15 protein-coding genes are annotated in these 23,693 nt (G+C 40.3%); 5 read left to right on the top strand and 10 right to left on the bottom strand.

The window, feature by feature from the left end; genetic code table 11:
• Nucleotides 1-12: 12 nt before the first annotated feature.
• Both MTF66_RS25235 and ylqF read right to left on the bottom strand, forming a co-directional pair.
• Complete coding sequence (locus MTF66_RS25235; RefSeq protein WP_054202697.1) at nt 13-3,462, bottom strand: PAS domain-containing hybrid sensor histidine kinase/response regulator; 3,450 nt, start codon at nt 3,460-3,462, stop codon at nt 13-15.
• Between the two features lie 739 nt (nt 3,463-4,201).
• Entirely contained in the window at nt 4,202-5,146 is a 945-nt protein-coding gene (gene ylqF / locus MTF66_RS25230; RefSeq protein WP_010392245.1) for a ribosome biogenesis GTPase YlqF, read from the bottom strand.
• A 91-nt stretch (nt 5,147-5,237) separates the two neighbouring features.
• On the opposite strand from ylqF, the gene MTF66_RS25225 reads away from it, so the two are divergent.
• Both MTF66_RS25225 and MTF66_RS25220 read left to right on the top strand, forming a co-directional pair.
• The gene (locus MTF66_RS25225) at nt 5,238-5,774 is read left to right on the top strand and encodes a YaeQ family protein (protein WP_008112865.1); all 537 of its coding nucleotides are present in this window, start codon (nt 5,238-5,240) and stop codon (nt 5,772-5,774) included.
• Between the two features lie 184 nt (nt 5,775-5,958).
• Nucleotides 5,959-6,564: an alpha/beta hydrolase gene (locus tag MTF66_RS25220; RefSeq protein WP_010392243.1), complete on the top strand. Its 606-nt coding sequence runs from the start codon at nt 5,959-5,961 to the stop codon at nt 6,562-6,564.
• Here the strand turns inward: MTF66_RS25220 and MTF66_RS25215 are convergent.
• Complete coding sequence (locus tag MTF66_RS25215) at nt 6,561-6,770, bottom strand: hypothetical protein (RefSeq protein WP_008112863.1); 210 nt, start codon at nt 6,768-6,770, stop codon at nt 6,561-6,563. The two genes, MTF66_RS25220 and MTF66_RS25215, sit on opposite strands and share 4 nt — an antisense overlap.
• A gap of 399 nt (nt 6,771-7,169) precedes the next feature.
• Between MTF66_RS25215 and MTF66_RS25210 the strand changes: the two genes are divergently transcribed.
• A complete protein-coding gene (locus tag MTF66_RS25210; protein ID WP_008112861.1) occupies nt 7,170-7,643 on the top strand; it encodes a Dps family protein in 474 nt (157 codons plus the stop codon).
• A 64-nt stretch (nt 7,644-7,707) separates the two neighbouring features.
• Here MTF66_RS25210 and MTF66_RS25205 read toward each other — a convergent pair whose 3' ends face one another.
• From MTF66_RS25205 to MTF66_RS25190, 4 genes are all read right to left on the bottom strand, one after another.
• On the bottom strand, nt 7,708-9,780 hold the full coding sequence (locus tag MTF66_RS25205) for a S9 family peptidase (protein WP_138623512.1): 2,073 nt from the start codon (nt 9,778-9,780) through the stop codon (nt 7,708-7,710).
• Nucleotides 9,781-9,930: 150 nt separating this feature from the next.
• Nucleotides 9,931-10,506 carry a chitin-binding protein gene (locus tag MTF66_RS25200; RefSeq protein ID WP_138623510.1) on the bottom strand — a complete coding sequence of 192 codons (576 nt, stop codon included), beginning with the start codon at nt 10,504-10,506 and terminating at the stop codon, nt 9,931-9,933.
• Nucleotides 10,507-10,747: 241 nt separating this feature from the next.
• Nucleotides 10,748-13,879, bottom strand: a complete 3,132-nt coding sequence (locus MTF66_RS25195; protein ID WP_138623508.1) for an efflux RND transporter permease subunit — start codon at nt 13,877-13,879, stop codon at nt 10,748-10,750.
• Nucleotides 13,880-13,892: 13 nt separating this feature from the next.
• A complete protein-coding gene (locus MTF66_RS25190) occupies nt 13,893-15,071 on the bottom strand; it encodes an efflux RND transporter periplasmic adaptor subunit (RefSeq protein WP_010392234.1) in 1,179 nt (392 codons plus the stop codon).
• Nucleotides 15,072-15,362: 291 nt separating this feature from the next.
• On the opposite strand from MTF66_RS25190, the gene MTF66_RS25185 reads away from it, so the two are divergent.
• On the top strand, nt 15,363-17,873 hold the full coding sequence (locus MTF66_RS25185) for a zinc-dependent metalloprotease (protein WP_138623506.1): 2,511 nt from the start codon (nt 15,363-15,365) through the stop codon (nt 17,871-17,873).
• 52 nt (nt 17,874-17,925) lie between these two features.
• Here MTF66_RS25185 and MTF66_RS25180 read toward each other — a convergent pair whose 3' ends face one another.
• Both MTF66_RS25180 and MTF66_RS25175 read right to left on the bottom strand, forming a co-directional pair.
• Nucleotides 17,926-18,714: a PhzF family phenazine biosynthesis protein gene (locus tag MTF66_RS25180; RefSeq protein ID WP_138623504.1), complete on the bottom strand. Its 789-nt coding sequence runs from the start codon at nt 18,712-18,714 to the stop codon at nt 17,926-17,928.
• 65 nt (nt 18,715-18,779) lie between these two features.
• On the bottom strand, nt 18,780-19,394 hold the full coding sequence (locus tag MTF66_RS25175) for a PQ-loop domain-containing transporter (RefSeq protein ID WP_010392228.1): 615 nt from the start codon (nt 19,392-19,394) through the stop codon (nt 18,780-18,782).
• Nucleotides 19,395-19,665: 271 nt separating this feature from the next.
• Here MTF66_RS25175 and MTF66_RS25170 point away from each other — a divergent pair, with 271 nt between their 5' ends.
• The gene (locus MTF66_RS25170; RefSeq protein WP_138623502.1) at nt 19,666-20,799 is read left to right on the top strand and encodes a PepSY domain-containing protein; all 1,134 of its coding nucleotides are present in this window, start codon (nt 19,666-19,668) and stop codon (nt 20,797-20,799) included.
• A 58-nt stretch (nt 20,800-20,857) separates the two neighbouring features.
• Here MTF66_RS25170 and MTF66_RS25165 read toward each other — a convergent pair whose 3' ends face one another.
• Nucleotides 20,858-23,671, bottom strand: a complete 2,814-nt coding sequence (locus tag MTF66_RS25165; RefSeq protein WP_138623500.1) for a PD40 domain-containing protein — start codon at nt 23,669-23,671, stop codon at nt 20,858-20,860.
• Nucleotides 23,672-23,693: the final 22 nt, after the last annotated feature.

Here is a 23,693-nt window from a genome sequence, read left to right as displayed (position 1 = left end):
TAGTGTACGTCTCTAAGTCAGTCGTTTTATCATTCTTTTTAATGCCGGTGCTTTAAGTGGTTTGTACAATAAAGGATAACCTGCATCGAGTACGCGCTCGCGTATTTGCTCATCGTGGTTTGCAGTATTAACAATGGCAGGCAGCGTCATTAATCCTGCTTGTTCAATCACCTCAAGACCCGTTACACCGTCATCCAACTGATAATCAACAATAAGTAGCTGTGGTAGTGTATTTTCTGCTTTGAGTTGCTCAAGTTCAATTAAGTTAGTGGCCGTGGCAATTTCACAGCCCCAGTTTTCTAGCAACTGTTTCAGCGCTTCAAGTACATTACGATCGTTATCCACAAGCCAAATACATAAACGACCCAATTCAGTTTCTGAATTGGCAGGTACATGCGCAGTGGCTGGTGTTTTTAAACTAGGTTTGCATGGCATGGTTAAAGTAAATTGGGTGCCTTGATTAAGTTGCGACCCCATTACTAACGGGATCCCGAGTAAGTCACAAATTCGTTTGGTGATCGACAACCCTAAACCAAGTCCTTCAGCATTGGGTTTTTCACCCAATTGTTTAAATTCCTGATAAATACTCTGCTGATCACTAGTGGCAATACCTATGCCTGTGTCTTCAATCACAAACGACACATGGCGTTCATCAAGTAAGACTCTTAAGCGTACTTCACCGTGCTCAGTGTAGCGAATCGCATTACTTAGTAAGTTTCTTAGTACACGCTTAAGTAATGCTTTATCTGTGTAAATTCGCGCTTCACACGACTCAACAACAAAGCTGAGGCCTTTTTCTTGAGCAAGAGCTAAATAATCATTACGCAATGGCTCTATTAAACTACTCACATTAAATTCCGTTAGCTGTACTTTAAACGAGCCCGAATCGAGCTTAGTTAATTCCAAAATACTTGAAAGTAACTCTTCCGCACTGCCTAATGAATTTTTAATATTCATGGCTAGCTCTTTAAGCTCAGTATCTTGAGCTTTTTCGTTCATCAGCGAGCAAAACAAACTTGCTGCATTAAATGGCTGCAATAAATCGTGACTCGCTGCGGCAAAAAAACGCGTTTTACTTACTGTTGCTTGCTCTGCTACTTGCTTAGCTTTAGAAAGCGCTTGGTTAGCCTGTGTTAATGCCGCAGTTCGCGTAGCCACTTGTTCTTCAAGACTTAAATTAGCTTGTGTTAGCGCTTTTTGTTGTTTTACAAATTCACTTATGTCGGTATAGGTCGTTACAAATCCACCGCCAGGTAAAGGGTTACCTTGCATTTCAAATACTCGCCCATCGTTGTGAGCACGCTGATATTTATAAGCACTACCTTGCTTTAAATACGCTAAACGCTTATCAACTTCAGTATTAATATCCTCACCACGAAATAAGCCTCGCTCAGCGTTAAAGCGAATAATATCGGCAACAGGTCGGCCTATATACAAAGCACTTTCAGGATAATTAAACATCTGCTTATAACCTTGATTCCAGGCTACCAAACGAAGTTCCCTATCAACTACGCTAATGCCTTGCTGAATATTTTCAATGGTAGATTGCAGCAAATCACGATTAAATTTAAGTACTTGGCTAGCTTCATCTACAAACTCGGCGACTTGTTCTAAAGGCTGACGCTGCTCATTTTTCGCTACATCTAAAATTAGCCGTGCTGATGCGCCACCAATAACCGCTGACATTTCACGCTCAACTAATAACTCAAGCTCAACATTAGCAATCCGCTTCCATTGGCTTTTTTCATGTGGGAAATACTGCTGCACTAAAGAGTGGCTCGCGTCTTTTTCAGCAAAACGCTGTAATAATGCACCTAGGTCTTCATAATTGAGTGGCTGTAATGCAGTGTTTAATCGCGAGTCGTTTAATTGTGAAATAAACTTATTGCTTTGCAGACGCTCAGCAAGCGTTGCACGGCTAAATAGTGGTACAAGCAAATACACTAGTGTATTAACCCCTAACGACAATAGTAATGATTGGCTTATACTTTCTAAACCCAATGAAAATAAATCAGTTGGAGCCAACCACTTAATATTCCACGGCCCTTCAACTAACCAACTGCTTTGGCTGCCTAAGCCACTAGCCAAGTTCGGTAGTAATAGAGTGTACCCCCAAATAACAAAGCCGCTTAAAATCCCAAACTGTGCACCACGACACGATGCGTGTCGCCACCACAAACCAATGATCATCGCAGGAGCAAATTGTGCCACCAAGGTAAACGACATTAGCCCAACACTGGCTAGCGTGGTAGTTTCTGCAAGCACTCTATGAGTGAAATAGCTAAGTAACAATATCAGCACAATCACTATTTTACGCGCATGCAGCAAGTGATTTTTATCTAGCCCTCGGCTACTTGAAGTTAACTGTGAACGACGTAAGATAAACTGATTGATAAAATCGTTAGTGATCATCACCGACAACACAATTGACGAGACGATTACCATACTGGTAGCCGCCGAAAAGCCACCTAAAAAGGCAAGTAAGGTTACCCCGCTATTGTCTGCCGCCATTGGCAACGCTAATACAAAGGTATCTTGACCTACACTATTGCCGTTAAAGTAAACCAGCCCCGCATAAGCAATGGGTAATATAAATAAATTAATGGCCAATAAATAAAGCGGAAATAACCACCGAGCGGTAGCCAGTTCATTATTATTGTTATTTTCAATAAAGCTCATATGAAACTGGCGTGGTAAACATAGCGTTGCCAGTATCCCTAAAAAAGTATGCGCAACATATACATAAACAGGGCTTTGAGTTGCCGCAACTTGATTAGGTATATTTAGCGCTAGTGCTTGCTCGTAGAGTGCAACTGGGCTATCAAATAAAACAAAACAGACATATAAACCCACCCCAATAAAAGCCAGTAACTTTACTATTGATTCAAAGGCAATACTGGCGATTAGTCCAGGGTTATGCTCGCTAGGTTTAAGCCTTCGGGCACCAAATAAAATCGCAAATAAAGCCAGTAATAAAGTGATATAAAACGTACTATCAGCCCACACTTGGTTACTTTGAGTAGGGGCTCGGTCGGTGACTAAGTTGATGCTCTGCGCAGTTGCACTTAGCTGAAGAGAAATATACGGCACAATCGCTATTACTGAAATAAGTGAGATCAGCCCTGACAGACTTGACGACTGCCCATATCGCGTAGCAATAAAATCAGCCAATGACGTGAGTTTTTGTTGTCGACAAATATGTGCAATACGGCAATACAATTGCCAGCCAAAAATAAATAATATAATAGTGCCGGCATAAGTTGGTGCTAACCACCAACCATTACTTGCGGCTTGCGCAGTTGTGCCATAAAAAGCCCATGAGGTACAATATACACCTAATGACAGACCATAAATCATGCCTTTAAATGGCAGCACCTTTCGCCTATCTGCCCACCCCGCAACTGCAAATAATACTCCTAGGTACACCACGGCAATAAGGCTAATAAACCAAATAGAAAACATATTTTTGTTCTTGTTATTATTTTTATAATACTTAACTTAGCATAAGGAGAAATGCAGCAAAAATCAGCCCTTACTTTAGTGCTATAAATGAACAAAAAATTAAAATAAGAATTATTTGCATTTGGGTATTGACAGTTATTTAGATCTAACTGATAATCAATCTCAACAAGAAGGAAGTACATTGCTTTTTGTGACGGTAAAGTTCATTTGTTTCTCGACCCTGAAACAACGTGTGGCTCACGTTAAAGCCAAGATTATCTGTTATTAATCACAACGCCCCTTGATATTGATTGCAGATAATCGTCTATTACTTACTTGCTACATTGCTCATATCGGTGACGGTTGATATGAAACTAAAAAAGCCCTTACGGGCTTTTTTTATGCCTGTAATTTAATATAAAACCAACCTGAAGTTAATGAGAATTATTTGCATTAAGGTGTTGACAGCCACTCAAATCTAACTGATAATCACTATCAACAAGAAGGCGGTACATTGCTTCTTGTGACGGAAAATTCATGTGTTTCTCGACCCTGAAACAAACGTGTGGCGCACGTTAACAGCTATGGAAACCTGTTATAAACCACAACGCCCCTTGCTGTTTATGACCTGTTTCCGCCCTACTCATTTACTTGCTACATTGCTCATATCGGTGACGGTAGATATGAAACTAAAAAAGCCCTTACGGGCTTTTTTTATGTCTGTAATTTAATGCGTAAGGCTTTACCTACGCTTTAAAAATTAACGGCGGTTTTTTCGTGCACGTGCTCGGCGTTGTTTTTTCTCTTCTTCTTTGGCTTGCTTTTTAGCCTCTGCAGCAGCGCGCAATCCAGCCACCATTATTTCTTCCTCTTCACGCATGGTAGGTGTTTCCATGGTGATACGGCCAATAATACCATCTCGTAATTCATTAATTAGAATTTCTGACATTTTATACGTATCGATTTGGTTACCACCGCGAATACAGCCGCGTTTTTTACCCGCCATTTCAACAAACTCCCAATCACTTTCTGGTAGCTCATCTAACTTATAACGTGCTTTTAAAAGCTCAGGATAAGCATGCAATAAATACTCAGCGGTGTAACTTGCTACTTCTTCGTACTCAATAGCGGTATCACGTATCGCACCGGTTGCGCCTAAACGATAACCTGAGTTTTCGTTTTCTACTTTTGGCCACAGCATCCCTGGCGTATCATAAAGCATAATGCCATCATCAAGCTTAATACGTTGCTGCGCCTTAGTTACTGCAGGCTCGTTACCTGTTTTAGCCACTATACGCCCAGCAAGCACATTAATAAGCGTAGATTTACCTACGTTTGGAATCCCCATTATCATGGCTTTAATTTGCTTATCGGCACCAACTTTATGCGGCACTAACTTTTTACATAGCTCATTAATACGATGCACTTCAGCCGCTTTATCGTTACCAAATGCAATGGCTTTTACGCCATTTTCTTGCTCAAAATAGTCTTTCCAGGTTTGCGTCATTTTAGGATCAGCTAAATCGGCTTTATTGAGAATTTTGATGACCGGCTTACCTTCACGCAGGGTAGCCACCATCGGGTTTTCGCTACTGTAAGGAATGCGCGCATCTAGCACTTCAATGATCACATCCATTTGTGGCATTATTTCTTTAATTTCATTTCGGGCTTTATTCATGTGCCCAGGGAACCACTGGATAGCCATTTTTAACTCCTAACATATAATTTGTAGCTATTTTAACTGGCAATTCATTTAATTGCGCTATACTGGCGCAAATTTTTTCAGATTAGATATCATGGCTCTCAAATCTACCATTATTAAAGCGCAACTATCGCTTAGCGATATGGACCGTCACGTATACCAAGACTTTAATTTAACCTTGGCACAACACCCTTCAGAAACTGAGCAGCGCTTGATGATCCGCTTACTAGCGTTTGCACTTAATAGCTGTGATGGATTAGAGTTTACTAAAGGTTTATGTGCTGATGATGAGCCGGAGCTTTGGCATGTCAATTACAGCGAAGAGATAGAGCTGTGGATTGAGCTGGGGCTACCTGATGAAAAACGCCTCAAAAAAGCCTGTAATAAAGCTAAAAAAGTAGTTTTATATACCTATGGCGAGAATAACCAAGCTATTTGGTGGCAAAAGCATCAGCCTAAATTGTACGAGTTTAAAAACTTAAGCATTTTTAGCCTTGATTATGCTGCTACTCAGTTATTAGCTGCGTTGGTTGATCGTAATATTAAATTGGCTATTACCATTCAAGATGGTGAAGTTTGGGTTAATACCGACACCACTAACATTGAGATAAAACCTCAGCAATTAATGTAATTAGAATAGGTTATACCAATTGCATTAAATTAGTTATCTATTATAGCGACAAAGAAATAAGTCGATAACAAGGCGAAAATGATGACATATAGTTGCTCTATATAAATAATTTTTAACGCAGGTAGCGGATTATTTAATACGCTAGAATGATCATGTTTTTAATAAAATTGGTATTTGGGGGCGTATGAAAGTTAAACGCGTTATTGTTTTACATGGCTTGTATATGTCTGGCTTGGTTATGCGCCCGTTATGTTCGCGTCTAGAAGAGTCGGGGGTTAAAGTTTTAAACTTAACCTACAATACTCGAGACCCTAATCGAGATGCTATTTTTACGCAAATAGATGAGTTTATTAGCAATGAGCCTTCTGCTTTAGTCTGCCACTCCATGGGAGGCTTAGTTGCCCGCGCCTACTTAGAAGCAAACTCAGCGCCAAGTCACCATGTTGAAAAGGTGATCACCTTAGGTACGCCACATACTGGCAGTCATATTGCTGAGAAAATGCAACAAAAAGGGTTTGAGCTATTATTAAAAAATAGTGTTGAATTTTTACTCTCAAAAAATGGTGATTGGCCTTTTAAAGCCAAGCTATATAGCATTGCCGGCGACTTACCGATTGGCTTAATGCCACTCATTGTAAAAGGCAGCCGCTCTGATGGCACCGTATTACTAGATGAAACCAAGCTCAAAGGTATGGCTGAACACAAGGTGTTTCATTTAAGCCATACCAGTATGATTTACTCTCGCCAAGTCGTTAATTATATTCTTGAGCGCTTGAACGAGGACATTTAGTCCTCAGCTGCAGCGGCCACTTTATAGCTGATCAAAAATATAATACCTAACACCAGCGGCATGGGTGCAGCGATATAACCAAAGGTATCAGAGTTTGCAAAACTCGCACCCGCTAAGTGCGCAACTAATCCAACAACAAACGCGACCAAAGCAATACCAATAACGATGAGTTCAGCTTTATTCTCTTTACGTGTTTTAGCTTCCATTATTTCTCTCCGCATCTAATCAAGTAGCCCCTTAACTTAATAAAGTACTCTCTATCAAGTTGGGTTATATTGATTATGCGCTTTACTTGTGCGCGTTTTTTGACCTAAATCAATAAATAAAATAAGTCTGTGCTGAGCCTTTCAAAAGCTTGTTTTAGATCATATTTTGTACTCACAAAATAAACAATTTCGCTGCTCAAGGTAGTATTTTTATAAACACAACCCATATCTATTGAACAGCGTTAGTTAACTTATTTATAAAACCACAGATACGCTGATAGCTTTTAGCTATGGCATCAATATGTATAAACGATTTTATCCATAGACGATTATGAGCAATACTTATTTTACTGAGCAATATGTGAAAATTCATAAAAACGGTTATTTAAGGAGCAAGGTATGTCGCAAGTAAATGCAATTGGTTTAAACAGTACAAAAAGTGAAGATATTATTAAGTCACTGAATACGCTTTTAAGCAGCTATCAAATTCAATATATGAATGCGCGCGGTTTTCACTGGAATATTAAAGGCCGAAACTTTTTTGAATTACATTTAAAGTTTGAAGAAATTTATAACTTACTACTATTAAAAGTAGATGAAATCGCAGAACGTATTTTAACGCTTGATGGTGCACCGCTACATGCGTTTTCAGATTACTTAGAAGTAAGTGAAATTAAAGAAGCAAAAGGGATCAGCGATGGAGTAACCGCAGTAGAGAACTTACTTGCCGGATACAGCAGCTTAATTAAAATGCAGCGCGATATTCTTGCACAAGCCGCTGAAGCTGATGATGAAGGTACCGCGTCATTAATGAGTGACTACATTAAAGAGCAAGAAAAACTAGTGTGGATGTTAAAAGCCTACCTAGATTAAGTTATTTTAAAAAATAGAAAGCCTCAGTTATGACTGAGGCTTTTTTGTGATAATCATATACTGGCTATGACAAAGCGATAAAAAAGGCCATTTCTAGCGCTTTTTCTTCTAAGCTCTTAAAGCGACCCGATGCCCCACCATGCCCTGCATCCATGTCGGTTTTAAACACTAAAATATTATCATCGGTTTTATATTCACGCATTTTAGCCACCCATTTCATTGGTTCCCAATACTGTACTTGTGAGTCGTGCAAGCCGGTCGTCACCAATATATTGGGGTAGTGTTGCGCACTAATATTGTCGTACGGTGAATACGCTTCAATAATCTCGTAAAAATAGGGGTCGTTTGGGTTACCCCATTCATCATACTCATTTGTTGTAAGCGGAATGCTTTCATCTAACATGGTGGTGAGCACATCTAAAAATGGCACATGGCAGCCCACTCCACAGTAAAGTTCAGGCGCTTGATTTACCACAGCTCCCATTAATAACCCCCCAGCACTGCCACCAGAGGCAAACACTTTACTTTTGTTGCCGTACCCTTGCTCAGTGAGCGCTTTGGTTACATCTATAAAGTCATTAAAGCTATTTTGTTTATGCTGTTTTTTACCATGTTCGTACCATGAACGCCCTAGCATTTCACTACCACGCACATGCGCAATTGCATAAACAAAACCACGGTCGAGTAAACTCAGTGATGTACTTGAAAAGCTTGGATCTATGGTGATCCCATACGCGCCATAGCCATATTGAAATAACGGATTTGAACCATCTTGTTTAAAACTATCTTTACGATAAACCAACGACACCGGTACTTTTATCCCATCACGAGCGCTGACCATGAGTCGCTCTGACTGATAGTCTCCTGCGTTAAAATCACCAAGTACTTTTTGTTGTTTAAGTAAGGTTTTTTCACCGGTAGTTAAATCAACATTATAAAGCGAGCCGGGAGTCGTTAAGCTCGAATAGTAAATGCGTGCATGAGCTACATTTGGCTCTGGGTTCATGGCAATAGCAGCGTAATAACAAGGATCATCAAACTCAAGGTTCATTCGCTCGGCGTTTTGATTAACCACAACAAAGCGTGCTTGGCCTTGTTCGCGCTCGCTAAGCACTAAAAAGTCGTTAAATAGTTCAACGCCTTCTAATAATACAGTTTCACGATGAGGGGTATGTGTTTGCCACTGGTTTTTATCAGCAATGGTATTGCTTGTCGCGGTCATTAATCTAAAGTTTTTAGCCTGCCAGTTAGTCACTATATAAAAAGTATCACCGAGCTTATCAATATCAAATTCATGGCCCTCTTCACGCGGCATTAAAGCAGTAAATTCGCCATGGGGTTGATTGGCATCAAGTATCCACATGTCGTTAGTTTCTGTGCTTGCTAAATCGATAATAATTAAGCTTTCATCACGACTTTTACCCAACCCCATAAAAAAGCTACTGTCTTGCTCTTCATATACCAACACATCTTGGTCTTGCTCACTCCCTAGCTCATGTCTAAAAACTTGATAACCCAATAAGGTTTTTAAATCCTTTTTTACATAAAATACGGTTTTATTGTCGTTCGCCCAAACAACCTGCCCCTCGGTATTTTCAAGTACATCGTCGAGCATTTTATCGTTGTTTAAATCTTTAAAGCGAACAGTGTAAATACGTCTGCCGTCGGTATCCTCAGAGTATGCCATTAATTGCTCACTGGGGCTCAGCGCCACTTCCCCTAGCTCATAAAACTCATAGCCGTTAGCAAGTTCATTCACATCAAGTAGCAACACTTTATTAGCCATTGCCATACTGCTACTGCGATAATGGCGTGCATATTCATCATCTCCGCGAACCTCTGAGTGATACCAATACTGGCCGTCTTTTACCGGTACAGTGTTATCATCTTTTACAATACGGCCTTTAAGCTCTTCAAATAATGCACTTTGTAATGGCTTAATAGCGGCTAATTGCTCATCACAATAAGCGTTTTCTTGTGCTAAATGCGCGAGTATTTCGGCACTTTTTCGTTCATCATCGCGCATCCAATAATAATCATCACTGCGTGTTTTTGCGTGAGTTGTAAGCGCATAAGGTTGCTTTTTAGCAATAGGAAAATTAGGCAATAAGCTTAAAGAATAATCAGAAGAAGACACAAAAAAACCGCTTAAAAAATAACAATGGCGGCCAGTTTATCATAAAAATAAAAAAGCCCACTCATAGTTGAGTGGGCTAAAGCGGTATAAATTCGATAACTAAAAACTACGTGAATTTTATTGTTGTCGTTATACCTAAGGGAAGTTGATTTACTGTATTTGCTGCCAAGCCATAGTCCAGCTCTCGCCAACGCCAGGCTCAAACATAGTGTTATGCTCATCTACACGGCAAAATTCGCTAAATGGCCATGCCTTACACTGGTATATATGCCCAGTTTTTGGCTGTAATACTTTGGTGCCCGCACTATACATATCGCCATTTTGAGGATAAATTGCGTCGTATCCAAGGCTATTTACAGCAATTAATTTTTTATTTTTTTCAGCGCGATTAAAATGGACCACTGCGCTACAAATACCACTGCTTTCAAGTGCAAATATTTTGTTATGTCGATACGCAACAACCAATCCTTGCTCTGTCATTCTGCCAGCGCACACCAGTGGAATATGCATATTAATATGCTCAACTACCAGTAAACTCCAAGCATGGGGTTCTCCCTGTTCAGGGGAAAGTATTTCATAATCAAACGCTAGCTGAGTTAATTCGCCATGCTCATCGTAAAAGTTCACACTAACCGTATCACCAACAAATAGCTGGCTATACTGATCCAGCCCAAGACAACCAATAGTTAACCATTCTCCACACGTTAATGATGAATGTATAAACACTGCAACACCTTAAAGAGTCAAACGTCTCGCCCATATCATATGGCTTACAACAGGCAAACTAGCTCGTAGGCTAATATGCGTTAACCAACATCAACCATTGTAATCAGCAACGTCACAACAATCAAACAAAAGAATGTAACTGAAGTTTAAAAACAATACTTAAGTATAGAATCATAAAAATAAAAAAAGCCAACCGCTTTAACGGTTAGCTTTTTTATTTAACTGCATGATATGTGTGATGTTAACTTACACTCACCTTTTTACTTGCGAAAGGGCGTTTAATTAGAGCGCCTATATCGGTTAAAATAATATACAAACACGGTACCAAAATAAGGGTGATCAGTGTTGCAAACATAACCGCAAAACCAAGTGCTACCGCCATAGGTATTACAAACTTAGCTTGTAGACTGGTTTCAAACATAATCGGTAATACGCCGGCAAAGGTAGTAATTGAGGTAAGTAGTATCGGCCTAAAGCGTGCACAGCCTGCCTCAATAACCGCATCTTTTATACTAATACCAGCACGACGCGCCTGATTAATAAAATCAGTCATAACTAATGAGTCATTAATAACAACCCCTGCTGCGGCAATTAAACCAAAGCCCGACATTAAGCTAATATCTAAGCCAAACCAAAAATGCCCCCATATTGCCCCCGTTAGACTAAATGGAATAACCGACATTACAATTAATGGTTGTGAGTAACTTTTTAGTGGCACGGCCAGTAATATATAAACTAAAATCATACCACCAGCAAAAAACAGTAACTGCTCATCGGCTTGTGCCTGCTGCTCTTCAATTGCGCCACCTAGTTCTGACTTAACGCTCGGATATTCGTCCAACAATTGTGGTAGTAGATTTTCTTTTACTTGCTTAACCACTTCGCCTGGCTCAATTACTTCTTCGTCTATGTTGCCATACACATAAACAGTACGATAACCGCCTTCACGACGAATATAACTAATACCAGGGGTTTCAGTTAGCTCAACCACATCTCCTAACAGCACTTCCCTACCTTGTGGCGTGGTGATAACCGCGTGTTTAAGCGATGAAAACGCTTCACGGGTAAGTTTAGGGTAACGTACCATCACCCGCACTTCTTCACCGCGGCGAATAACACGTTGCGCCTCGCCACCATAAAAACTCGCACCTACTTGATTTGCAATTGAGGCCAAATCTAACCCTAAGTCAAAAGCGACTGGTTTTAAGCTCATTTGTACTTCTTTGCTAGCAGGGTCAATGGTAGAGCTTATGTCGAATAAGCCTTCTTGTTGCTGCAATAATCCAATAAAGCGACGCCCGGCTTCATTCAATGTATCAATGTCAGAGCCATACAGTAAATAGCCGAACTCACCGCCACTACCGCCGCCTCCACCGCCTACATCATCTTGAATAGTTAACGATTTAACACCTGCAATATTTGGCATAGCTTCACGCCAGCGGCGCGAAAGCTCAAAGGCATTATAAGGGCGTAAATCTTCATCAACCAATGGCGCTAGTAGTTGCGCCTCTGTACGACCTTGATTAAATACCAATACATCGCGAATCATTTTTTGCCCTTCTTCGCGCGCTGTTTGCTTATCTATTTCAAGTACCATGGCTTCGATTTGGCGAATAGCATTAATCGTTTGGATGTCTGATACGTTATCGTTCATCTCAAGATTAATTTGCGGGAAGTCATGCGGCACTTTAGGTGATGGGATCATTCTCACCTGATTAGACGATATTAACGCAAAGGTAAAAATTAATAGCGCAACAAAACTAAATAGCACCGTCCAACGCCACTTTATACAAGTAACAATAAACTGCCTATACGGCCCATTTACAAAACCAAAAAAGCGCTTATTAAAGCGCGCTCGCCAACCGTCAGGGTTAATAGGAGAAAAGTGAGTATGCGCAATGTGTGCCGGTAATATCAGCTTAGATTCAATCAAGCTAAATATTAGGCATAAAATTACCACCACTGAAATACCTATAAAAAAGGAACTTTCAGGGCCGCTTGAAAGCGTAAATGGCGCAAACACAGCAATGGTTGTTAGTACACCAAAGGTAGCAGGGGTTGCCACTCGTTTGGCGCCATTAACCACATTAACAACACCACCGCCTTTTTTTTCTATTTCGGTGTAGGCACTTTCACCTATAACAATGGCATCGTCCACCACAATCCCCAGCACCATAATAAAGGCAAATAAAGACACAATATTAATCGTGATACCAAATAATGGCATCAGCATCATCGCACCTAAAAAGCACACTGGTAAACCAATCATTACCCACAGTGCAAGCTTAAAACGTAAAAATAACGAGAGCATAAGAGCAACTAAAATTGCACCTTGCAGCAAATTAGCTTTCATCATATCTAAGCGTGCATTTAGGTAATAAGTAAAGTCCATTAGTGGCTCTATACGAACACCCAATGGCAGCTCTTTATTTTTTTGATCAATATACGCTTTAACTGAATCGGCCACCGGAATAATGTTTTGATCTTCGGTGGCTTTTACCGACAAATAAACCGCGTTTTCGCCATTAAATTTAAAGTAACGCTCACCTTCAACAAACTGATCTTTGATGGTAGCAATATCTTGTAGCAACACTTTGGCACCGTTCGCGCCAATTTTTACCGGAATTTGCCTAAACTCTTCACCAGAATAAAACTGATTTTCTACTCGAACCGAAATAACACCAGCATCAGTTTTTAGTTGTCCCGCCGAAAAATTAGCCGAATAACGACGTACCGCGTTCGCTACATCCGATAAGGTTAAATTATATTGGCGAAGTGTGTCGGGCTCTATTTCTATGGCAATTTCATCCAGTGGCACATCATTTACCACTAAAGATACATTCGATAACTGCAATAATTCATCTTCAACCTGATTTGCGATTGGCTTAAGTTCATTTAGCGGAAGGTCGGCAACGAGCGTCATACCAATTACATCTTGGCGAAACTCTATTTGGCTAATGGTAACCGGCTCCATTCCCGCTGGAAAAGTTGCAATACCATCTACTCGCAGCTTGACCTTATCGAGAACGTCGGTGAGCTCTGCGTCAGTATTAATTTCAAGGCTGGCAGAACCACCATTACGAAAAGCGCGATACACCCCTTTTTTTATCTCAGTTATATCTTTTAACGACTCTTCAATTTTTATTAAGATGCTTTCTTCAATTTCCTGTGGCGACGCCCCAGGGTAGTTTGCATTCACCGTAATATAGTTAACTTCTATATTGGGGAACATTTGTCGCTGAATGGTAAAGTAGCTTATAAGCCCCATGACAATGATAAAAAACATCATCAAATTGGCAGCAACAGAGTTGTTAGCAAAATAAGCAATTAACCCTGTTTGTTTGGTTGTATTGGGCTGTTCTTTGTTATTCATAACTCACCCTACCTTAAAGTTTTTCAGTGGATGCGTTTTCTGCTGCATCTGTACTTTTAGTCTCTGTTAAACCGGCTATTTTTACTGCCATTCCTTTTTGTGGATATTCCGGCAAGGTAGTAACAAGCTTGTCGTTGGCTTCTAAGCCATCACTGATATAGAAGTATTCACCTTCTTCACGAATTACTTTCACCTTACGCGGCTCTAGCTGTTGCTCATCATTGACTACCCACACGGTTTGGTTATTTACTAACTCTTGCGGTAAACGATAAATGTTATTGAGCATAGTGCCAGCAAAGTTTACTTGTACATAAGTGCCAAATTTAATTGCAGGCTGCTGATTAGTAAGCCCATAAGGATCTTCAATTCTTACTACTAAACTGCTCATGCGAGTCGCGTTATCAACAATCCCTAAATCGCGATCTATTACTGCTTGGCGAGTAAACCCATTTAATCCTGTTTTAATAACCGTTGCAGTTACCCCTTTAACACGCTCAGGTAAAAACACACTGTCAAAGCCAGCGATCGGAATAATCACTTCAGCGGTTTCAATATTATTCAGCTCGGCAACTTGAGCGCCCATAGTGACAAACTGGCCAACACCTACGTTACGACTCACGACTAATGCATCGTATGGTGCGCTCACTTCACAATTATCTAAATCGCGTTGTGCCCGTTTCAATGCAGCTTGGGCCGATTTAACCGATGCCTGCGCACTCAATACTTGTGGTTTGCGTAAAAATAAATCTGTACGCGCTTTATTTGGGAAACGTTTTGCTTCGTCTTCTGCTACTTTAGCTTGCGCTTGCTCTTCAATTAACATCGCTTGCGCGCGGGCAAGTTCAGCCTCGGCTTGCAGTACTGCTGCTTCGTAGTTATCTTTTTCAATTGTAAATAAGATTTCGCCGCGACCCACGACCCCACCGGCCACAAAGCTTGGATGCCAGCTAACTACCTCACCGGATACTTGCGCTGAAAGCTGGGTATTTTCTAGCGGCTGCACTTCACCATAACTATTAATGATAACTTGATGATTGTTAGCGGAAACAGCTTCAACCTGCACCGTTGGACGAGTGTCTATGACTTCTTTTTTATCTGACTCTTTTGCAATCGCATTAATTGCAGCAAAACCAACCACACCTAATGTTAATGCTACGAACGGAAAAATCCACCTAAGTACATTACCTTGCATCTGTTTATTACTCCCAAATTACTATTAACACCATGATACCAAAGCTTAATGAAACATTAACGTGACATTTGTAAGCAACTGTTACAAAAAAGTATAGGTTAGGTCTTATGCAGTGAAGTATAAATCAATAAAAAGCCTCACTGAGTCGCTTCATAAATGTATTGTTACAAATTTTTACCATTATAAATCATAAAGCTAATCACTTTGGGGTAGTATTTAGGAACGATACTGTACGAAACGGCATGACAAACCGTACAGTAAAATTACATTAACAACGACAAAAGACAAATTATGAAATTAACCACACTTACCTTGGCGCTTAGTATAGCGCTTGGCAGTAGCTATACTGTTGCTGCAGAAAAAAAAGAAGAAAAAAAGCCACAAACATTAAGTGAAATGATTAAAGGCCAAACCGAATTTGCTGGCATTTTTAATCTTTACCAAGATGAAAAAACCGGTGACCACCTAATGGTAATTAACGAGTCACAGCTCGATACCCCTTTTGTTTATTTTGCACATACCATTGATGGTGCGACTGATGCGGGTCATTTTCGTGGCGCGTACCGTGAAACAAAGTTAATTGAATTTAGAAAGTACTTTGATCGTATCGATATTGTTAGTAAAACCCCGCGTTACTTATTTAACGAAAATAGCGCGCTAGCTAAAGCCAGCGAGGCAAACATTAGCGAAGCGGTACTTGCAAGTATAAAAATAGAAAAGCAAGAAGAAGGTAAAATAGCCTTTAATGTTAACAAGCTATTTTTAAGTGAAGCACTGCATAAAGTATCACCAACGCCTAATCCGAACGATAAAAATGCTAAAAAGCGTTTTAAAGTAGGTAAATTAGATGATAAAAAATCACGTATCATCAAACAGCGTCCTTACCCTAACAATCTAGATGTGGTGGTTGACTATGTATTTACTAATAGTAGCCCAACCGTTCGAGGCTCAGGTGCGATAAGCGATCCACGAAGCGTGTCAGTAAAAGTTCAGCACTCATTTGTAGCTTTACCTGATAATAGCTACCAACCTCGTTTTGATGATGCGCGCATTGGTTATTTCACCAATCAGTTTGATAAAATGACATCAACTGACTGGGCACCATACCAAGATGTAATAAAGCGCTGGGACCTACAAAAGAAAGATCCAAACGCAGCACTTTCAGAGCCAGTAAAGCCGATTACCTGGTGGATAGAAAATACTACGCCTGTTGAGTGGCGAGATACAGTACGTGACGCCGTACTTGCTTGGAATAGCTCATTTGAAAAGGCAGGCTTTAAAAATGCAATAGAAGTAAAAGTACAACCTGATGATGCCGATTGGGATGCTGGTGACATTAACTATAATGTACTGCGCTGGACTTCATCACCTAAGCCACCTTTTGGTGGGTATGGGCCAGCATTAGCTAACCCGCTAACCGGTGAAATTTTAGGCTCAGACATCATGCTTGAGTTTGTATTTATGAAAAACCGCTGGATATACGATACGCTTTATACTCAAGGCACTATGAGCCATACACAACCTGGAAGCAACACTGAGCTTAATTGCTCTTTAGGTCATGAGTTACAACAAAACCTAATACTTGCAAAAGGCTTAGCAAATGGCGCTGATATTGAAGATACTGAAATGTTACGCCAAGGCTTAACCCAGCTGGTTTTACATGAAGTAGGGCATACTCTAGGTCTCAATCACAACATGAAATCTTCTATTTTGTGGGATGAGAAAGAAGTTCACGACAAAAGTAAAACCCAAGGTATAGTAACCGGCTCAGTAATGGACTATGCGCCAGCAAATATAGCGCCAACAGGTGTGACTCAAGGCGATATCTTCCAAACTAAACCCGGTCCATACGATGATTGGGCAATAAACTACGGCTACAGCGCAGCTCTTAAAGATGAAGCAGCAGAACAAGCTCGTCTTGATAAAATACTCGCTCGCTCAAGCGAACATGCACTGGCCTTTGGTAACGATGCCGACGATATGCGTGCACCAGGTCGCCATATAGACCCTCGCGTGATGATTGGCGATTTATCGTCTAACCCTGCAGCTTATGGTGCAGATAGAATGGCACTGATCAATACACTATTTTCTGAACTTAAAGACAAAGCTACAGTAAAAGGCGAGTCTTACCAACAGCTTGTTACTTCTGCTAACAGCCTATTTGGCCAATACCGTGCGCAGGCAGGTGTGGTATCTCGTCAAATTGGAGGGGTTTATGTAGAGCGTGCCGTCGTGGGCGATGAAAATGCAGCAAAGCCTTTTACACCGGTACCACTTGAGCGTCAAACCCAAGCAATGGCTATTTTAGCTGAGTATGTGTTTGCTCCAAATGTACTGCAAAGCATGCAGCCATTGTATAACTTTATGCAGCAGCAGCGTCGTGGGTTTAATCATTACGGTAAAAACGAAGACCCTAAACCGCATAAAATGATTTTAGGCATGCAAAAAGGTGTCTTAGCGCAACTACTGCATCCTGCTGTGTTACTGCGTATTTCAGATACCGCTTTATATGGTAATGAATACACCCTTACGCAATTTATGGGGGATTTAACTGCAAGTATTTTTGTTGATAGTAAAAATGCTAATTCGATCAGTCATAATTTACAGATTGAATACGTAAATCAGCTTATTGCAATTGCAGGCTTAAAAAAAGCAAGTAAATACGATAACTTAGCAAAAACAGCTGCGCTATATCAGCTAACTCAAATAGCCGATCAAGATGTTGCATGGGGTGCAGACACCGCAACCAAAGCACATAAAAAGTATATCGATCGCTTAATTAGCAAAGCGCTAGAAGCGTAAATAACACTGAGTAAACCAAGGCCACGTTTTACGTGGCCTTTTTTACACTAACTCAAAGGTAAATAGTGCCTTTAAGGTACCTTACGGCATGACCCGTTAATGTCACTGTTGTATTGCCCACTTCACAGTGTAGCTTCCCACCTCGTTGTGAGACTTGATAAGCACTGAGAGAATTTTTTCCAAACTGCCCTGCCCAATAAGGGGCAAGCCCAGTATGAATTGAGCCGGTTACAAAGTCTTCATCACCCCCACTGGCAGGCCAAAAATAACGAGAAATAAAGTCATACTTAACACTCGGTGCTGTTGCAACCACATCTAATGGGGCTAATTTTTTTAGTTGTTCATTGGTTGTTTTCAGATCTACAACCTGCTGCTCATTATCATAAATAGCAAAATAAGCTTGGCGGTTTTGCAGCACTTTAACAGGTTGTATAGACAGGCCAGCTAATAAAGCATCAGGGATAAGCTGAACCTCTTCAGGGGCTTGTTTAGGAAAGGTCATAGCAAAGCTGCCATCGTTATTTTTATTAACAATCAGTTTGCCCACCGCCTCTGCGCTAAAGCGCACCTGCGATATACTATGTTGCTCACAAAGCACATAGGCCGCTGCTAAAGTAGCATGGCCGCAAAAATCAATCTCCATTAATGGCGAAAACCAACGTATCGCAAAGCTTCCATCTGCCGACTGACAAGTAAAAGCGGTTTCAGACACGTTGTTTTCCGAAGCTATATTCAGCATAAGATCATCACTAAGCCAAGACTCTAGTGGGATCACGGCAGCATAATTACCTTTAAACAGTTCACTGCTGAACGCATCGATTTGATGGATAGTTAATTTCATAGTGGGCACTTTTTATTTATTGGTCACTCAAAGTGCCACAAATGAAATTAACGGTCACTATAATTTTATGCCAACACAGGACGTACGCGATAATACTGCATACACGCAAATTGCAGCGCATTAGTTAGCAATATCATAATAAACATTAATATATGCGAAGTACTTTGCACTGGCATGGCTAGCTCTGCAAACAAACCACAGATACCTGCTATAAATTGCAAACTAAAATAGCGCGCACTAAGGTTACTAATATTCCCTGTTCGCAGTGTTTTATAGGTTTGTGGCATAACCCGTACTGAACTCATAATTAAGCCCACATAGGTTAAGCCATTTAGCACAGTGGCAGTATCTAGGTTAGGGTTTAACAGCAACAAAAAAGGTAATAACGAAAAGCTAAGCATGCCAAGTAACTGCAGCTTCTGACGTTTAGCGGCATTATAACGTGCAAAAAAGTATAAAATTAAACCACTTAATAAACCTGTCGCAAAAAACGGCAAGGCAATATAAAAACGAGCAAAATAAAGATTGTAGCTAATAAAGTACACACTTTGCGCTAAACCAAATGTCATCATTAGCAGTGATACACCCGATACACTGCGGTTTTTAATAATTTTATTAAGTAACGGTAAAAAACTAAAAACCAAAATAAACACTGATAAAATAGGCAAATAATACGCCAAAGCAAACCTCGCTCGTTACATTGTTGTTAATAAAAAGGAAGAAATAAAACATTTTTTAAACATTTGTTTTTAAAGGCTTTATTTTTGTGCGCGCATTGTAGAGCTGGCTAGGTTTTATACAAGCTTCACACCTACTTTAGTTTCCTCCTGTGGCAACTTGAGTATACAAAAACCGTTGCTATAACTTCACAGTCTCACTATTTTATAATTGCAACACAAATGATAACTGTTATCATGCGCATATCTAAAAATTAACATGCAAGCTTAAGTAATGAGAAAAACACTGTTTAAAGTTCATAGTTGGTTGGCGCTAATTGCCATTATTCCGTTAATTGTTATTAGCATTACCGGCAGTGTTTTAGTGTTTAAAAGTGAAATTGATGGCTTACTGATGCCTGACAAACACTTTGTGGTACAGCAGCAAGCTGCTCGCTTACCTATGGACTCATTAATAAATAAAGCCGAAGCAGCCTTTCCTGAGTATGTAGTAGGAAGCTGGGAGCTTTTTAATAACACCACCGCCGACCGGCTTTATTTGGTTAAGCGTGGCACTGACGATTGGTATAAGTTGCATTTAGACCAATACACCGGAGAGGTTTTATCAGAACCAGTAAGCACAACTCATTATTTTACCGACTGGTTTCTAGAACTCCATTACACCTTTTTACTTAACGACTTAAAAAGCTTACCTGGGCAAACAGGTACCGTATTAGGGTTCTTTTTTGCTTTATTTTTATTAACTCTGGGCATTACAGGCTTAATTATTTACCGTAAATTTTGGCAGCGACTATTTAGCGTACGCTGGCGCGCAACTTTACAAATAGTACTTAGCGACATTCATAAAATGACTGGAGTATTAGGCTCACCTATCCTTATCGTTTTAGCGATTACCGGTGGTTATTTTAATGGTGCAGTGTGGTATCACGAAGTAATAGAACACGCAGAAGAAGAGCACTACACTATTACAAATAAATTATATAGTGACGACATCTCTTTTGAGCGGATTCTTAATGATAGCAAGCTGCAAATACCCACTTTTAATACAACTTTTTTAGTTTTTCCACGAGAGCCCGATGAAAATATTACTCTTTATGGCGAAGTAAATACCAGTAATCCACTTACCAGTGAATACGCCAATACCATAACTTACAATAAGCAAACAGGTGAACACATGGCTAACTGGGATATTCGAGAGGCTGGTGCTGGTTGGCAAGTAATAGACAGTTTTAGAAAACTACACTTTGGTTATTTTGCTGGGCTTATCAGTAAAATACTATGGTGTATTGTTGGCCTTAGCCCTGTATGGCTCGCTGGTACAGGCTTTTATTTATGGCTTACCCGCCGCAAACGTAAAAAGCATTCACAAAGAAATCGTGTAATGCAGCGAAAAAGCGCTAACGCTTGATAGTATTAATGCTCAGCTAAGTTACTAACTTGAGATAGTAACTTAGCTAAATAAGCTTTTACAATGAATAGTAAAAGCTTAACCATGCGCGCATTTCATCTTCAAAGCTGTCGCCTTCAACACGCGACAACCCAGCATTGAAGGTTAAATCGTTTACGCCTGCAGGCCCCATCCCAAAGCTAAAATCACCTTGGTATTTTAAGCCATAACTTTGTGCATAAACGCTGTTATCTAATTGATGTTGCTTATAGTAAAACCAGGGCATGCCTTCTTTAAAGCTAATGCCACCGCCATAACCTTGATAGCGCTCTGCAGTTGCACTGTAAAAAGGCAATTCAGCAGCAAGTACAAACTCGCTACTTTGTTGCTGATTAATCAGGTTAGAACTAAATCCACCTAAAGCTAAATTACTATCGTCTCGCTGTTTTTGTTCAAAGCTCACAAACATGGGAATATTAAATGCTTTGCCAAATACTTTTGTTGCCAAGTCATAACCTTGCCAATGACTACTTTGATTTTGTCCCTCATAAATACTGGCATAAATACTCTGCCCTATGGCAAATGCTTGGCGGTCATGTTGCCATTGCTGTCTAATACTCAACCGCGTCCAATTTTTATGGCTATTTTTATAATCTGTATAGTTATAAGCTAGCTCTGGGGTTAATTGAAGCTGGCCAAACTTCAATGGGTGGCTTATTGCAGCAAAACCACCTCGGGCATCAATATCAGCGTTTAAGCTAGGTTGATATTGACGTGATGTATCCAAATTATAATCAAATAGCGCAAGCTTAAACTTTGTATTTAACGCATTGTATTTTGCTTGTACAAATCCTCCATATAATCCACCGTAGTGCAAATCAATGTTATAACCCGCTTGTAAATCAAGTTGTTTTAATAGGTCGCTACTTTTTATACCTACACTTAGCAAACTGGTTGACGCTGAATAATACTGTGATCCCAAGGCAAACGTCGCTTGCTGCTCAAGCACTGCGTAATCGCTTTGTTCTGCTATCTCATCGGTATATATTTTTGCCGGTGGCAAGGTATGCTTATTTACCATCAACAATGGAGCTTCACTGTTTACAGCGAAATCCGTCACGGCTGTCCGGTCTTTTGTTGTTAGCGTTTTTACATCAGGGCCATCAGCATTAATAGAGAAATAAAGTAGTGAGCCATCTTCTGTTTCAATCGGATATGCGAGCGCTTCTTGCCCGTTAGTTAAGCGGGTGAGGGTGTTATTTTTTATATGGTAATTATAAATATCAGTCTTATTATTTAAGCCAGCAACAAAATAGATAGACTCCCCATTTTGACTAAAACTCGGCTGGCTTAAATATTGATACCCATTAGGCATTGGGACTGACTGCCTGACATCACCGCCTAAATCTTGTATATACAACTGCCAGTTTTCGTTTAATGATGCTGATAAATAAGCTAATTTTTTTTCATCTGGGCTTAGGGTCGGGTAATCATACGTCGTTTTTAAGCTCTTGATAAAAAGTGGCGTGATTGTTTGTGTATTAAGATCGACTTTTACTAATTCAGAATACCCAGCTCGTATTTGCTCACCGTAAAGTGTTTCACCATCGCGGGTAACACTAAAACGACGAATACCAGCCAGCTCCGTGAGTTGTTCGACGTTGCCAGTATCTATGTTATAGCTAAAAATGTCAGACACTTTGTTATAAGTCCCCGACTCCTCACTACTGTAGGCATTAAAATAAAGAGTGTTATTGCCTACCCACTGCGGATTGGCAATACCTGCGCGATTTATTTGATTTAATATTTGTTTTTGTTCGCGCTTAAATACACTTGGCGCAGTATCAGGAATATCCTTAGCATCATCTTCAAGTAATTGCTTTTGTGCTTTAGTAAATTGCTGTTGCGCTTTAGTGTTGTCTTCAGTGCTATAAATTATGAGCTTGGTATTACTTTTTTTATCACGCTCCACTATGGCAATTTTGCTGCCATCATCTGAAAGAACGGGGTTGCTAGCGTATAAATCAAGCTTTAACCAAAGCTTGCTATTAAGTGGTGACTCGGTTTGCTCTTGTTGCATTGCTTTATAAGTGTACTCAGCAATAAATCGACGATATAGCTTGGCAGCGCTTTGCCCAAATACACCAGAAAATGCATCATCAAAATCTCGAGACTTAACCGCTCGCATACGAACCCATACATTATCGACCAACTGCTCTGAGTAATTTTGCTCTAGCCAGTATAAAAACCGACTTCCCATTAAATACGCCATGGAGCCCGCCATAAAGCCTTCATCACTATTTAGTTGCCCATAGGTCGGAAGCGCTCCTTGCTGAGCAAACTCCCTGAGTATTGCCTCAGAATAGTTATCAAAGAGCCGCCCTCGCCCTGTCATTTTAGACTCAATTAAGGTGGCGTATCCTTCAGCTACCCAGCGCGGTGTGTCACCATAGGTTAAATCGTAAAGATCCCATACCCCTCTAATTTTTTGTTGCCACTCGCTGCGAGTCGGCTGCGCTAAATGAACTAAGTGAATGTACTCGTGCAGCACTAGTAATTGCTGCCAGCCCGATGAGTTTGAGATTACTGTGTCCGATTGTGGTGGCGTAGTAAAAAGCGCCATAACAGGATTATTAGAGGTTGGTAAGGCAAAGCCATTAGCTGCATTTAAAGGATCAAACACCACCACATCGACGATTTTATCAAGCGCACGGTTTTGTTGCTCAAGCACTTTAGTACGAACAATCTCCAGCTCTACTGCGGTCGATTTAGCAAAATCAGTATGCTCACTACTAAAGTGTACATTGAAATGCTCGGTATGAATGGTTTGCCAATTAGCAGCGAAGCTTGGTGAGGCAAGTAATAAAGCGGATGCCAGCAGTGTCTGTTTCATAAAATTCCCTAAAATAATTCCT

Source organism: Pseudoalteromonas sp. 2CM39R (assembly GCF_023161845.1).
This window is presented reverse-complemented; position numbering and strand designations above follow the sequence as displayed.